Annotated in this window: 12 protein-coding genes and 1 pseudogene; 4 read left to right on the forward strand and 9 right to left on the reverse strand. The window is 59.2% G+C overall.

Going from position 1 to position 13,585, the window contains the following annotated elements:
* Window positions 1–3: 3 nt before the first annotated feature.
* The 5 genes and pseudogenes from ACLD1X_RS00225 to ACLD1X_RS00245 form a co-directional block, all read right to left on the reverse strand.
* Window positions 4–777: pseudogene (locus ACLD1X_RS00225) on the reverse strand (PAS domain-containing protein); the annotation flags it as partial.
* A 454-nt stretch (window positions 778–1,231) separates the two neighbouring features.
* On the reverse strand, window positions 1,232–2,245 hold the full coding sequence (locus tag ACLD1X_RS00230; RefSeq protein ID WP_429365633.1) for an ABC transporter substrate-binding protein: 1,014 nt from the start codon (window positions 2,243–2,245) through the stop codon (window positions 1,232–1,234).
* The gene (locus tag ACLD1X_RS00235; RefSeq protein WP_429365634.1) at window positions 2,242–2,790 is read right to left on the reverse strand and encodes a sigma-70 family RNA polymerase sigma factor; all 549 of its coding nucleotides are present in this window, start codon (window positions 2,788–2,790) and stop codon (window positions 2,242–2,244) included. The genes ACLD1X_RS00230 and ACLD1X_RS00235 overlap by 4 nt, the downstream gene beginning before the upstream one ends.
* 139 nt (window positions 2,791–2,929) lie before the next feature.
* On the reverse strand, window positions 2,930–3,721 hold the full coding sequence (locus tag ACLD1X_RS00240; RefSeq protein WP_429365635.1) for a phosphate/phosphite/phosphonate ABC transporter substrate-binding protein: 792 nt from the start codon (window positions 3,719–3,721) through the stop codon (window positions 2,930–2,932).
* A gap of 142 nt (window positions 3,722–3,863) precedes the next feature.
* Window positions 3,864–4,805: a fatty acid desaturase gene (locus ACLD1X_RS00245; RefSeq protein WP_429365636.1), complete on the reverse strand. Its 942-nt coding sequence runs from the start codon at window positions 4,803–4,805 to the stop codon at window positions 3,864–3,866.
* Between the two features lie 328 nt (window positions 4,806–5,133).
* On the opposite strand from ACLD1X_RS00245, the gene ACLD1X_RS00250 reads away from it, so the two are divergent.
* Window positions 5,134–5,550, forward strand: coding sequence for a GNAT family N-acetyltransferase (locus ACLD1X_RS00250; protein ID WP_429365637.1), 417 nt, complete (start codon window positions 5,134–5,136; stop codon window positions 5,548–5,550).
* 134 nt (window positions 5,551–5,684) lie between these two features.
* Here ACLD1X_RS00250 and def read toward each other — a convergent pair whose 3' ends face one another.
* Together def and ACLD1X_RS00260 are read right to left on the reverse strand one after the other, a co-directional pair.
* Entirely contained in the window at window positions 5,685–6,224 is a 540-nt protein-coding gene (gene def / locus ACLD1X_RS00255; protein WP_103397564.1) for a peptide deformylase, read from the reverse strand.
* 2 nt (window positions 6,225–6,226) lie between these two features.
* Window positions 6,227–7,183: a YihY/virulence factor BrkB family protein gene (locus tag ACLD1X_RS00260; RefSeq protein WP_008019270.1), complete on the reverse strand. Its 957-nt coding sequence runs from the start codon at window positions 7,181–7,183 to the stop codon at window positions 6,227–6,229.
* A gap of 355 nt (window positions 7,184–7,538) precedes the next feature.
* Between ACLD1X_RS00260 and ACLD1X_RS00265 the strand changes: the two genes are divergently transcribed.
* Window positions 7,539–7,916: a hypothetical protein gene (locus tag ACLD1X_RS00265; protein WP_008019269.1), complete on the forward strand. Its 378-nt coding sequence runs from the start codon at window positions 7,539–7,541 to the stop codon at window positions 7,914–7,916.
* Window positions 7,917–8,100: 184 nt separating this feature from the next.
* On the opposite strand, the gene fadD1 is transcribed toward ACLD1X_RS00265, so the two are convergent.
* Both fadD1 and fadD2 read right to left on the reverse strand, forming a co-directional pair.
* The gene (fadD1, locus tag ACLD1X_RS00270; protein ID WP_429365638.1) at window positions 8,101–9,801 is read right to left on the reverse strand and encodes a long-chain-fatty-acid--CoA ligase FadD1; all 1,701 of its coding nucleotides are present in this window, start codon (window positions 9,799–9,801) and stop codon (window positions 8,101–8,103) included.
* 391 nt (window positions 9,802–10,192) lie between these two features.
* The gene (gene fadD2 / locus ACLD1X_RS00275; protein ID WP_008019267.1) at window positions 10,193–11,881 is read right to left on the reverse strand and encodes a long-chain-fatty-acid--CoA ligase FadD2; all 1,689 of its coding nucleotides are present in this window, start codon (window positions 11,879–11,881) and stop codon (window positions 10,193–10,195) included.
* A 245-nt stretch (window positions 11,882–12,126) separates the two neighbouring features.
* Between fadD2 and ACLD1X_RS00280 the strand changes: the two genes are divergently transcribed.
* Together ACLD1X_RS00280 and ACLD1X_RS00285 are read left to right on the forward strand one after the other, a co-directional pair.
* Entirely contained in the window at window positions 12,127–13,071 is a 945-nt protein-coding gene (locus ACLD1X_RS00280) for a lysophospholipase (protein WP_429365639.1), read from the forward strand.
* A gap of 43 nt (window positions 13,072–13,114) precedes the next feature.
* A complete protein-coding gene (locus ACLD1X_RS00285; RefSeq protein ID WP_429365640.1) occupies window positions 13,115–13,585 on the forward strand; it encodes a MaoC family dehydratase in 471 nt (156 codons plus the stop codon).

Here is a 13,585-nt window from a genome sequence, read left to right on the forward strand (position 1 = left end):
GTTGGTGATGTCGCTGGCGAACTTGACCACTTTGTACAACCGCCCCTTGGCGTCGAACAACGGGTTGTAGGACGCTTCGAGGAAAACGGTCTGCCCCTGTTTGTTTCGGCGCTCGAAACGATGGGAGTGATATTCGCCGCGGTTGAGTGATGCCCAGAAGTTCCGGTAATTCTGCGACTCGGCTTCGGCACGGTGGCAGAACAGGCTGTGATGCTGCCCCACCACTTCGTTGAGCGAATACTGCATGGTTTTCAGGAAGTTTTCGTTGGCGCTGATGACCTTGCCTTCGGGCGTGAATTCGATCACGGCCATGGAGCGACCGATCGCGGACAGCCGGCTTTCGTTTTCGTGTTCCCTGTTGACCCGGGCGGTGATGTCGGTGGCGACCTTGATCACGCTCTTGACTTGCCGGTCGGGGCCCAGCACCGGCATGTAGCTGGCTTCGAGCCAGATCTCCCGGCCGCTTTTGTGCAAGCGCAGGAAGGTCCCGCTCAGCGGCTCGCCCCGCGCCAGGTCGCGCCATAACCGGGTGTAGTCATCGCTGCGGTAATACTGCTCTTCGCAAAAGATCCGGTGATGCTTGCCGCGCACTTCTTCGGCGCTGTAACCCATGGCACTGCAAAAGTTTTCATTGGCGTCGATGACGATGCCGTCCGGGGTGAATTCAATCATCGCCATCGAACGACTGACCGCTGCCAGCTTGGCGTTGGCCTCGCTCAGCGCACAGCTGAATCGTTCGATTTCCAGCAGGTCAGCCTTGTGATGTAGGTTGAACATGGTTGTATCACCTTCCGCGCGGTTTTTTGATTGATGAAAGTTGCAGGTCTTTCAAATCCACCACTACGTTCCGTGGAACAGGCACACGCATCCCTCCAAAAAGAAGGACTAGTCAGGTGATAAATGATGATCAATCGGAGGGTCCTTATAGCGACTCGCTCATCAAGACATCCTTCTCTTGATAGCCCGCACGCGGGCCAGCCCTAACAGATTCAAAACAAATTCCATTTAGCGGACAGCTCCCTGTCATCAAGTGTCGGTGCCTTCGATTGCGCACTCTTGCGGCCTGACATCGACCGCCTCACGACGGTCGACACAGTTAGTTACACCTGATCATAGACAGCAAGATAGGGCTTGCAAGGCCACTAGTCGGCCAGTATTGAGGACAAAAACGGTTCAGCGGATTGTCGGCGGGGGTATTGTTCGCGATGGCAACCTTGCGGATATCAAAAAACTACAAGCTGGCACTCACCCTGGTCGCCACCTCCCCCGGTACCCAGCCCTTCCACACCTGCGGTTGCTCACGCAAGAACGCTTCGGCGACTTCACGGGGTTTCTGGCGCTTTTCACTCATCTGGCCCAGGGTCTGGTTCAACAGATCAATCGGCAGGTCGACCTTTTCAAAGAACGTCACCAGATCCGGGTACTGCGCCTTGAACGGCGCCGATACGCCGATGGCCAGGCTGGCGGGCATCGAACGTGTGCCTTTGGGGTTCGGGTTGTTGACGTCGGCCAAAGTTTTCCAGGCCTCGGCGTCGAACGGCGGTTCATCGAGTTTCACCAGTTTGAATCGCCCCAGCAGCGGGGTCGGCGACCAGTAGTAGAACAGCACCGGTTTGCCACGGCGGATCGACGACGCCACCTCGGCATCCAGTGCCGCACCGGACCCCGTGCGGAAGTTGACGTAGCTGGCGGTCAGGTCGTACGCCTTGAGTTTCTGGCTGTTGACGATTTCCGAGGTCCAGCCGGTCGGGCTGTTGAGGAAGCGCCCGCGACTCGGGTCTTCGGGGTCGCGAAACACGTCCTTGTACTTCGCCAGATCAGTAACGGATTTCAGCTCCGGGGCCAACGCCTTGATGCCGCGCTCGGGGTCGCCCTTGATCACGTACTCCGGCACCCACCAACCTTCGGTGGCGCCCTTGACCGTATCGCCGAGGCCGAACACCTTGCCCTCCGCGGCAGCCTTGACCCAGGCCGGGCTGCGTCCGGCCCACTCTTCGCCGATGACCTGGATATCGTTTTTGGCCAGCGCCGCTTCAAGGCTGACGGTGCTGCCCGGCAGCGTATCGGTCGGGTAGCCGTAACCTTTTTCAACGATCAGGCGCAGGATTTCGGTGATCAGGCTGCCGCTTTCCCAGGTGATGTCGCCGAAGTGAATGGGGGCGGCTTTTTCCGCGGCCGAGGCCGGGTGGGACAACAGGCTCAGGGCCAGCAGCGAACTGCCGAGCAGGGTTTTGATCGATCTCATGCGGACCTCTTGTTCTGGAGTGGACGGTTCAGGGATTGGTTGGCGCTGTGCCGGTCGCACAGGGCCTGGGAACGGGTCATGTAGTCGCTGACCGAACGCAGCGAGATGCCCAGCGCAGCGGCAATTTGCGGATAGGTCAGGCCCTCGATCCGCGACAGCAGGAAGGTCGAGCGCACTTTGCCCGGCAGCCGCTGGAGACTGCGCTCGACACGGGTCAGGGTCTGGGACAGCTGAGCCAGTTCTTCCGGCGATTCGGCGTGGATCGGCCCGGCCTGTTGCAGTTGCTGAAGATACTGGCGCTCCAGATCACCTCGGCGCCAACGCTGATACAGCAGGCGTTGGGCGATGGTGGTGAGCAAGGCACGGGGTTCGCGGATGGCCGTCAGGCCTGGGGCTTCAAGCAGTTGCACGAAGGTTTCGCAGGCAATGTCTTCGACACCGGCGGCATCGTTCAGGGACTGGCGCAGGCGTGTGCAGAGCCAGTGGTAGTGAGCGCGGAACAGTTCGTCCACGTGTTTGCGATGAAGAATATCGGCGCCGGACATAGGGGCTCCTGGGTTAGGGGTCGCTGAATGTCCGGTGGTCCGGTGAGGTGGATCCTAGCAAGGAGCCTTATTCTTTAATAATACTTAAAGCTTATTTTTATATTTCCATATGGAATTAAAAGAAAGTACCTATAGATCGCTATCGCAAATTCCCATAGCCCAGCGCCTCGGCTTCATGCTGATAGTCGAGCACCACCTGATAGTCGCTTTCGCTGGCCGGCAACACCTCAGGCAAGCCGAGGATTTCGGCGACCTCAGGCAACTCACGCAATGCTTGATTCATCGCCTGCAGTAGCGCATCAGCCTGCTGATCGCTGACGGTGGCTGAGGTGATGTAGGGCAACGTCGGGCTGAAAGCACTGCGAGTGATCACGCGCAAACCGGCCACTTCTTCGGCGGCGTGGCGCGCCAGGTAGGCAAAGGTCACGCTGTCGATGGCCGCCAGATCGGCGAGGTCTTCGCGCAACCAGCGCAGGCTTTCGCGATGGCTGCCGCTGATGCCGACCTGCGCAAAAAAACGGCCGTCACGCTGCAACGGCGCCAAGCGGTGGCGCAACAGATTCATGCCGCTGTTGGAGTCCTGGCCATTGATCACGCCTCGGCTGTCGCGAAAGTCCGGCAAGGTTCGCCGCGCATCTTCGATGCGCCCCAGAATCAGGCTGCAATGATTGCCGCCACGGCTGTCCGGCAGTTCATAACGAGGACGCCCCAGCACCCGGACCTTGCCGCGCAATGCGGTCATCAGCGGATAGCCGCAGGTTTGTGTGAGCAGCAGTTGCGGCGACAGCCATAGCTCCGGTAATGACAGGCCTTGGGCATCAAGGCGGGTGTCGCCCAAGTGCTCGAGGATGCGCGCCAGCCAGTGCTCGTTGGCCTGGTGGATGGGGTCGGGGGCGGTGTACATCTGTAGTTCGGCGATGTGTCGGGTCATCGAAATAATCCCATGCGGCAAATTTCCAATGTGGGAGCGGGCTTGCTCGCGAATGCGGTGTACCAGTCAACTCAGATGTTGGATGTCCAACCGCATTCGCGAGCAAGCCCGCTCCCACAGTAGATCAGTGGCGATTCAAAGATCAGTGAAACGGATGCCTCGGGCTGTCGATGGCCTTGACGCCGTGTTCACGCCACAACTGCCCATAACCCTGCACCAGAAACCCGCCACTGCGCGCCAGCCACTGCTCGCGGCGGGCCCTGTAGGCGTGGGGCAAGTCGTACCAGGGCAACCCCGGCAACTCGTGATGCACCAGGTGGAAATTGAGGTTCAGGAACAGCCAGCGCCACGGCCAGGCGGCTTCATTGAGCACGGTGCGTTGCTCCGGCGCCGCCTGAGGTCGATGTTCATAGTAGGAGCGAATCATGGCGATCGACAGCGCCGGCACGCTGATCAAAAACAGGTAATGCCAAACCGGTAAAACACTGAAGTTTGTAATAAACAGCAGCATCAACCCGGTCATCGCGCCGTGACTCAGCCACATCAGCCAGGCCTGGCGCTCACCGGCTCTCAGGCGTTGCAGTTCTTCGTGGGCCAGCGTCAGCAAGGCCAGCGGCGCACCAAAGGCAAAGCGGCCGAGCACGGTTTTGTTCAGCCAGTGCAGGCTGCGCACCCACCGTGAACTGCCCTGCCACTGCCCGGCGCTCAGGTAACGGCTTTCCGGATCGCGACCGGGGATCGTCAGGTCTTCGTCGCGGTGATGCAGCAAATGGCTATCGCGGTACAAGGTGTACGGATACCAAACGGCAAACGGCGCGTAGCCAAGGATTTTGTTCAGGGTTACCCAGCGCGTGGGGTGACCGTGCAGCAGTTCGTGTTGCACGGACAACCACAGCACCAGCAACGGAATCAGCAACAGCGTGCTCCACCACAAACCCAGCCGATGGCTGTTCAACACGATGCCAAACCAGCCGCCATACACACCGATCAACAGCAACCAGGTCGGCCATTCGGTGCGTGCGGTGAAGCGTCGACGCAGGGTTTCGATTTCCTGTTGGTGGGCGCTATCGAAGTAATGGGGCATGGCGTTGCTCAGATCGGGACCAATCCCTTTCTGTGCAATGGCCTTGGCAAATCTTGCAGATTATTTTCAGGAGGATCGCTCCCATGTTGCATGGGAGCGATCAATCAACGCCGGATCAGTGACCGAACACGCCGACCTTTTTGGCTTTCTTGTCCGCACGCTTTTCAATGGCGGTTTTCACTGGTTTCTTTTTTGCCGCTTTCTTTGAATCCAGACCTTTGGACATGATGCGTACTCCACTCATGGGGATGTGAAATCAGGTATACACCTATCCCGGCGCGTGTGTTCTTTTATAATCGCCCGCTTTGCCTACCGACCATCCAAAACCATGTCCGACACCCAATACACTTTGCTCGATGAGCCGTTATGGCCATTGATGAACAAGTTCTACCGCGCTCACCAGTCGTCGATGAAAGCCGTGCGCGACGCGCAATTGTGGGTGGCCCGGCGTGACCGGATTGTGGCCGCGCTGTGCTTGCGGCCGGTGTCCGGCGGGCATTGGCTGACCGGGTTGTTTGTCGATCCGGGGTGTCGCGAACAAGGGCTTGCCGCCGGGTTGATTGCGGCTGCGGTGAAGGATTGCGAACTGCCGGTGTGGTTGTTCTGTCATCCGGATTTGCGGGGGTTTTATGAGCGCCGCGGCTTTACGTTCGATCCGCCGATGCCTTACGCGATGGTTGAACGCTTTAGCCGGTATGCGCGCAGCAAGCCGATGATTGCGATGGGGCTGGAGCCAGGCGTTTAACTCACACCTGATGGGGATCAACTGTGGGAGCGGGCTTGCTCGCGAAGGCGGTGGGTCAGTCAATTTAGGTGTTGAATATCAAGCCGTCTTCGCGAGCAAGCCCGCTCCCACATTGGTTTTGTAGTGGATTGGGGTCAGTCGTCCGCGTTGGGGTCCAGGTCCGGGAACATCACCTCGGTGAAGCCAAACTTGCTGAAGTCGGTGATGCGCGACGGGTACAGGCGGCCGATCAGGTGATCGCATTCATGCTGCACCACCCGTGCGTGAAACCCCGAGGCAATGCGCACGATGGGCTCGCCCTTGGGGTCGACGCCTTCGTAGCGAATCTGCTGGTAACGCTGCACCGCGCCGCGCAGGCCCGGCACGGACAAACAGCCTTCGAAACCTTCTTCCAGGGTCGGGCTCAACGGCGTGATCAACGGGTTGATCAGGATCGTCTGCGGCACGGCCTCGGCATCCGGGTAGCGCTCGCTGTGCTCGAAACCGAAGATCACCAGCTGCAGGTCGACACCGATCTGCGGAGCCGCCAAGCCAACGCCGCCCACACTTTCCATGGTCTGGAACATGTCATCGATCAGTTGCCACAGCTCGGGGCTGTCGAACATCTCGGCCGGCACTGGGGGGGCAATGCGCAGCAGGCGCTCGTCGCCCATTTTCAGAATTTCACGAATCATGATCAGGTTTCATCAATGGTCGGTTTGTGTGAGTGATCGCGCCCCAGTCCCGATACGTGGTGTTTTTCCTCATGGACGGGACCATGCTCGCCAGCCACTTTTTCGCCAGGGTCCTTGCCCCCTCGCGACATGTGCTCGATCACCGCGTTCATCTCCGCGCCCAGCAACAGCACCGCGGCGGAAATGTAGAAGTACAGCAACAGCACGATGATCGCACCGATACTGCCATACATGGCGTTGTAGTTGGCGAACTCCTTGACGTACAAGCCGAAGCCCAGGGAAGCGATGATCCACACGACCACCGCCAGCACCGAGCCTGGGGTGATGAAGCGAAACTCCTGTTTGACGTCGGGCATGACGTAGTAGATCAACGCCACCGCGACCATCAGCAGAATCACGATCACCGGCCAGCGCGCGATGGTCCAGAGCGTGACGATAAAGTACTCAAGGCCGACTTGTTTGGCGATCCACTCCATCACCTGCGGCCCGAGCACCATCAGCGCTGCGGCGATCAGCAGCATGCCGGCAATGCCGACGGTGTAGATGATCGACAACGGAAAGCGTTTCCACAGAGGGCGCCCTTCGACCACGTCGTAGGCAGCGTTCATCGCGCTCATCATCAGCCGCACGCCAGCGGAGGCGGTATAGAGCGCAATTACAATACCCACCGAGAGCAAGCCGCCCTTGGATTGCTGAAGCTGGTCGATCACCGGGTTGACCTGCTCCAGTGCCTGGGGCGGCAATACCAGTTCCGATTGCAGGCGCAGCCAGGAGAAGAAATCCGGCAGATGCAGGAAGCCGATCAGGGCAATCAGGAACAGGATGAACGGAAACAGCGAAAACAGCATTTGATAGGCCAGCGCCGAGGCATAGGTCGACATCTCGTCGGCGATGAACTCGGTGACCGTGCGCATCATCACACGGTGCAGGGGCAAGCCTCTCATGTCCGGAAAAATCATTAGCGTCTCCATTCGCCGCATACGTATCTGGGTTGAAGTCATGGCGACTCTGGGGCCGTTTCCTTCACCAAGGTAGCCCAGTTGGCGACTTTGAAACAAATTCAGTGCGCAAGTTCAGGCTGACACAAAAATGGCCATCCGGGGATGACCGCTTCTTCTTTTATTAAAGGCATTTCAACGGGAGGAAAAGACGTTACACAAGGTTGACCGGGGGCTTTTGCAGGGAGTTTCATTTATTTGCGCCACAGCATTTCATCGTTCAGTGCAGGTTGCGCTTTATGTTTGCCGGCCAACCCCTGAGAATGCGCAACACATTCAGGCCATGGCGCTGAAGATCCAACCCCGTAGGAATGTTATGAAACTCGATAAAAAGCAGGCCATTGCCCGCAGAAACCAGGAACTCGGCGGTGCTGTGCTTGGCGTCAACAACTGCCACTTCACCGAATTGAACCGCAACCGCAATATCTGGTGGTTCGACATCCCGGTATCGCGCCTGGCCGTGGGTCAGTACGAGTGGATTCACCTGCTGATGCACACGCCGGACACCGACGAGCTGCTGCACCTGAAAGTGCCGACCGTGTTCCTGCGCGAGAAGCTCGAAGGCCTGGTGGTGCGCAATGAAGGCAAGCGCAAGGCGGCATTGAGCCTGGAACTGAGCGCTGACAAGGACTCCTTCCTGCAGGACATGCGCCCGGCGGGCACCAACGTCAACTTCGCGCCGTTTCGCCAATAACCATCATTCCTGTAGGAGCGAGCTGGCTCCGGGCGGCGTTCCGACGATGGACGTAAACGATAACGCGGGGTGCCTGGATGCCCGCGTTGTCTGTACCTTTTTCGCGAGCATGCTCGCTCCTACAGAGGATCGGTGTTGCCAGCCGACCAATAAAAAGCCCCGCATCGGCGGGGCTTTTTGTTGATTACGCGGTGGCTTTCTTCGCGTTGATCTTCTTCAGCTCTTCATCGCGCAATTCACGGCGCAGGATCTTGCCGACGTTGGTGGTCGGCAGTGCATCGCGGAACTCCACGGAGCGCGGGACCTTGTAGCCGGTGACGTTGGCGCGCATGTGCTCCATCACCTGTTCCTTGGTCAGGGTCACGCCCGGCTTGGCAACGATGAAAATCTTGATCGCCTCGCCCGACTTTTCGTCCGGCACGCCGATGGCCGCGCATTGCAGCACGCCCGGCAAGGTAGCCAGCACGTCTTCGAGCTCGTTCGGGTACACGTTGAAACCGGACACCAGGATCATGTCTTTCTTGCGATCGACAATGCGCATGTAGCCATCGGGCTGGATCAGCGCGATGTCGCCGGTCTTCAACCAGCCTTCGCTGTCGAGGATCTCGTCGGTGGCTTCCTGGCGCTGCCAGTAACCCTTCATGACTTGCGGGCCCTTCACGCACAGTTCGCCGATGTCGCCCAGCGGCTGCTCGACACCCGCATCGTTGATGACTTTGCACTGGGTCGACGGCACCGGAATGCCAATGGTGCCGACCTGGATGTGCTGGATCGGGTTCACCGTCGCCACCGGGCTGGTTTCGGTCATGCCGTAGCCTTCGCAGATGGCGCAACCGGTCACCGCTTTCCAGCGTTCGGCCGCGGCCAGTTGCAGGGCCATGCCGCCCGACAAGGTCACTTTCAGCGCAGAGAAGTCCAGCTTGCGGAAACCTTCGTTGTTGCACAGGGCCACGAACAGTGTGTTCAAGCCGACAAAGCCGCTGAACTTCCACTTCGACAGTTCCTTGACCATCGCCGGCAGGTCGCGCGGGTTGCTGATCAGGATGTTGTGGTTGCCCGCCAGCATCATTGCCATGCAGTGAAAGGTGAACGCATAGATGTGGTACAGCGGCAGCGGCGTGATCAGGATCTCGCAACCTTCATTGAGGTTGGAACCCATCAGCGCCTTGCATTGCAGCATGTTCGCCACCAGGTTGCGGTGGGTCAGCATCGCGCCCTTGGCCACGCCTGTGGTGCCGCCGGTGTATTGCAGCACCGCGACATCGCTGCTGGCCGGGTTGGCTTCCGCCACTGGCTGGCCCAGGCCTTTGCTCAGCACGTCGTTGAACTTGACGGCTTTTGGCAAGTGATAGGCCGGCACCATCTTCTTCACGTACTTGATGACGCTGTTGACCAGCAAGCGCTTGAGCGGCGGCAGCAGGTCGGCGACTTCAGTGACGATCACGTGCTTGACGCCGGTTTTCGGCACCACGGTTTCAGCCAGGTGCGCCATGTTGGCCAGGCAGACCAGGGCCTTGGCACCGGAGTCGTTGAATTGGTGTTCCATTTCCCGCGCGGTGTACAGCGGGTTGGTGTTGACCACGATCAGCCCGGCGCGGATGGCACCGAAGACGGCAACCGGGTACTGCAACACGTTGGGCAGTTGCACGGCAATTCGATCGCCGGGCTGCAAGTCGGTATGCTGTTGCAGATAAGCGGCAAACGCACCGGACAATTCGTACAGTTCACCGTAGGTGAGCGTCTTGCCCAGGTTGCTGAATGCCGGCTTGTTGGCGAAGCGTTGGCAGGATTGCTTCAACACTGCCTGAATATTCGGGTACTCGTCGGGATTGATGTCGGCAGCAATCCCGGCTGGGTACTTATCCTTCCAAAAGTCTTCGATCATGGAAGCCCACTCCTCAGCAACGCGAATTCAGCACCGCATTTGATGCGATTATTATTGGTGTTTGGCCATTGGTGAATCTGGCTGATAGAAGGCCGAGAAGTCACAAAGCGCGCCGAGAGTAGCAGCTTTGCAAAGGGTCGACTAGAGCCAAAAGCAGCCTCTACGGTCACAATTGTGACTCAAGAATGACAAGCGGTCATTTTAGAGCAAAAAACCTATATGTCGCTGAAAGCCCCGAAATCCGGGGCTTTAACGCTAAAACTGTAGGAGCGAGCTTGCTCGCGAAAAACGCCCGGGCAACGCGATCATTCAGACAGCGCGCGTTATCGTTGACGTCCATCGCGAGCAAGCTCGCTCCTACAGGTTTAAGCGAAGCGCGGCCATTCACCGGTCAGGCGATATCACGCAACTCCCGCCGCAGGATCTTGCCCACCGGTGTCATCGGCAGCGACTCGCGCAGCACGATGTGCTTGGGTACCTTGTACGCCGTGAAGTTCTCCTTGCAGTAAGCCTTCAGCTCTTCAAGGCTGACACCCGCTTCGCGGGCCACCACGAACAGCTTCACCGCCTCCCCCGACCGCTCGTCGGGTACACCGATGACCGCACAGTTGGCGACTTTCGGGTGGGCCATCACCACGTCTTCGATCTCGTTGGGGTACACGTTGAAGCCCGAGACAATGATCATGTCCTTCTTGCGATCGACGATTCGCACGAAACCGTCCGGGTCGATCACCGCGATATCACCGGACTTGAACCAGCCCTCGGCATCCAGCACTTCGGCCGTGGCCTCAGGTTTCTGCCAGTAACCCTTCATGATCTGCGGGCCCTTGATGCACAGCTCGCCACGTTCGCCCAAAGGTTGTTCTACGCCGTCATCGCTGATGACTTTCAGCGCCGTACCCGGCACCGGCAGGCCGACCGTGCCGATCCGCGACTGGTCGCCATACGGGTTGGTACAGGCCACCGGCGATGTTTCGGTCAGGCCGTAGCCTTCGGTGATGCGGCAACCGGTCAATTGCTCCCAGCGTTCGGCTGTCGCCTTGACCAGCGCAGTGCCGCCGGAGTTGGTGAGCTTGAGGCTGGAGAAGTCCAGGGTCTTGAAGTCCGGGTGATCCATCAGCGCGACGAACAGCGTGTTGAGCCCCAGCAGCGCCGAGAACCGCCAGTTCTTCAGCTCCTTGATGAAGCCGCCGATGTCGCGCGGGTTGGTGATCAGCACGTTGTGGTTGCCCGTCACCATCATGCACATGCAGTTCGCCGTGAAGGCATAGATGTGGTACAGCGGCAGCGGCGCGATCATGACTTCCTGACCTTCGCGCAACAACGGTTGCCCATCGCTGCCGAACTGTCCCAGACAGGCCCGTGCCTGCTGCATGTTCGCCACCAGGTTGCCGTGGCTGAGCATCGCGCCCTTGGCCAGGCCCGTGGTGCCGCCGGTGTATTGCAGCACGGCAATGTCGTCGAGGCCGACGTTCAGCGGCTTGATGCCCAGGCCACGACCCATGCGCAACGCGCTCTTGAAGGAAACGGCCTGGGGCAAGGAATAGTCCGGGACCATTTTCTTGACCTTGCTCACCATCGTGTTGACCAGCCACCCCTTGGCGGTGGGCATCAGGTCGCCCATCTTCGCTTCGATCAGGTACTGGATGTCGGTGTCGGGGAGCACTTCCTGGACTTTCTGGCCGAACACGTTCAGGTACACCAGCGCCCGGGCACCGGAATCCTTGAACTGGTGGCGCATTTCCCGCGCGGTGTACAGCGGGTTGGTGTTAACCACGATCAACCCGGCGCGCAAGGCCCCGAACACGGCAATCGGGTAATGCAGGACGTTGGGCATCTGCACCGCGATGCGGTCCCCCGCCACCAGGTCGGTGTGGGCTTGCAGATAACCGGCGAAGGCCGCGCTTTGGCGTTCCAGCTCCGCGTAGGTCAGGGTCACGCCCATGTTGCTGAACGCCGGGCGGTCAGCAAACTTCTTGCAGGAACGCTCGAACACCTCGATCACCGACTTGTAGGCCCCCAGATCGATATCCAGGGGTACACCGGCAGGGCGTTTGTCATTCCAGAAATCAGGTTGCATTGTTCTTGTCCTCTTTACCTGAATCTATCCGGGGCCACTGTTCTGTCATTTTTCAAGAAAAATGCAAAAAGCGGAGCTTCACGGACACTAGCAGTTATGGCGTAGCAGGCAAATATGCCCACCGCCGTCATTGATCCCATGAATCTTCTTGCCGTGGCGCAAGCTGATCAGACGCCCGGCCGAGGATGCGCTATAAACTGCAACGAGCTGTTTACGACCAGGCAGCCTCATGCAAAGGAACCGCCATGATTCACGACACTTTCTGGCTGACCACGAGCGACCACAGCCGCCTCTTCGTCAACCAGTGGCTACCCGAGGGCAGCCTCAAGGCAATGATTCTGCTGGCCCACGGCATGGCCGAGCACAGCGGTCGCTATGGCCCGCTGGCGCAAAAGTTCTGTGACCAGGGCTATGGCGTGTGCGCGCCGGATCTGCGTGGACATGGCAAAACTGCCGAAAACGGGACACTGGGGCATTTCGCCGATGAGCATGGCTGGTCCAAGGTCGTGAGCGACCTGGCCTGCCTCAACCAGCACATCGGCCAGCAGCACCCTGGCGTACCGATCGTATTGCTCGGTCACAGCATGGGCAGCTACGTTGCCCAGGCTTATCTGCTGCACCACAGTGCCAGCCTGCACGGGGCGATCCTCAGCGGCTCGAACTTCCAGCCTGTGGCGCTGTATCGCGTGGCACGGCAAATCGCTCGTTTCGAACGCCTGCGCCAGGGCGGCAAAGGCCGCAGCGCATTGATCGAATGGCTGTCGTTCGGCTCGTTCAACAACAGGTTCAAACCGGCACGCACGCCGTTCGACTGGCTCAGCCGCGACCCGGCGCAGGTCGATCTTTACGTCAACGACCCGCTCTGCGGTTTCCGTTGCACCAATCAACTGTGGATCGATTTGCTCGGCGGCTTGCAGCAAATCAGCAAAGCGTCCAATCTCGCACAGATCGACCCGGGCCTGCCGTTGCTGGTGATTGGCGGTGAATGTGATCCGGTGAGCGAAGGCAAACGTCTCAAGGATCTGGCCGACGCACTGCGGGCGGCCGGCAGCCGGCACCTGCAGCTGACCGTTTACCCGCAGGCACGCCACGAACTGTTCAACGAGAGCAACCGCGATGAAATCATCGCCGATGTGCTGAACTGGATCGCGCAGGCCTTGAGCACGCCTCGGCCGCACCGATCCGAATAGTTTTTTTTGTGAATTTTTTAATTCGTCACAGGAATTGAGACAGATGACCCAGGTTACCAACACCCCTTACGAAGCCCTCGAAATCGGCCAGACCGCCAGCTTCAGCAAGACCGTCGAAGAGCGCGACATCCAGTTGTTCGCCGCGATGTCCGGCGATCACAACCCGGTGCACCTGGATGCCGAATACGCCGCCAACACCATGTTCAAGGAACGCATTGCCCACGGCATGTTCAGCGGCGCACTGATCAGCGCGGCGGTCGCCTGCGAGTTGCCTGGACCGGGGACTATCTACATCGGCCAGACAATGAGCTTTCAAAAACCGGTGAAGATCGGCGACACCCTGACCGTGCGCCTGGAAATTCTGGAAAAGCTGCCGAAGTTTCGCGTGCGCATTGCCACTCGCGTGTTCAACCAGCGCGATGAACTGGTGGTGGACGGCGAGGCGGAAATCCTCGCGCCACGCAAGCAACAGAGCGTGACGTTGACGGAGTTGCCGGCGATCAGCATTGGCTAA

It is taken from the genome of Pseudomonas sp. 18173 (assembly GCF_050432945.1).
Lineage (GTDB): Bacteria > Pseudomonadota > Gammaproteobacteria > Pseudomonadales > Pseudomonadaceae > Aquipseudomonas.

Excerpts from the sequence above, each read along its gene's own strand:
- ACLD1X_RS00230 (WP_429365633.1), bottom strand. The coding sequence starts at position 2,245 with ATGAGATCGATCAAAACCCTGCTCGGCAGTTCGCTGCTGGCCCTGAGC.
- ACLD1X_RS00235 (WP_429365634.1), bottom strand. The coding sequence starts at position 2,790 with ATGTCCGGCGCCGATATTCTTCATCGCAAACACGTGGACGAACTGTTC.
- ACLD1X_RS00240 (WP_429365635.1), bottom strand. The coding sequence starts at position 3,721 with ATGACCCGACACATCGCCGAACTACAGATGTACACCGCCCCCGACCCC.
- ACLD1X_RS00245 (WP_429365636.1), bottom strand. The coding sequence starts at position 4,805 with ATGCCCCATTACTTCGATAGCGCCCACCAACAGGAAATCGAAACCCTG.
- ACLD1X_RS00250 (WP_429365637.1), top strand. The coding sequence starts at position 5,134 with ATGTCCGACACCCAATACACTTTGCTCGATGAGCCGTTATGGCCATTG.
- def (WP_103397564.1), bottom strand. The coding sequence starts at position 6,224 with ATGATTCGTGAAATTCTGAAAATGGGCGACGAGCGCCTGCTGCGCATT.
- ACLD1X_RS00260 (WP_008019270.1), bottom strand. The coding sequence starts at position 7,183 with ATGATTTTTCCGGACATGAGAGGCTTGCCCCTGCACCGTGTGATGATG.
- ACLD1X_RS00265 (WP_008019269.1), top strand. The coding sequence starts at position 7,539 with ATGAAACTCGATAAAAAGCAGGCCATTGCCCGCAGAAACCAGGAACTC.
- fadD1 (WP_429365638.1), bottom strand. The coding sequence starts at position 9,801 with ATGATCGAAGACTTTTGGAAGGATAAGTACCCAGCCGGGATTGCTGCC.
- fadD2 (WP_008019267.1), bottom strand. The coding sequence starts at position 11,881 with ATGCAACCTGATTTCTGGAATGACAAACGCCCTGCCGGTGTACCCCTG.
- ACLD1X_RS00280 (WP_429365639.1), top strand. The coding sequence starts at position 12,127 with ATGATTCACGACACTTTCTGGCTGACCACGAGCGACCACAGCCGCCTC.
- ACLD1X_RS00285 (WP_429365640.1), top strand. The coding sequence starts at position 13,115 with ATGACCCAGGTTACCAACACCCCTTACGAAGCCCTCGAAATCGGCCAG.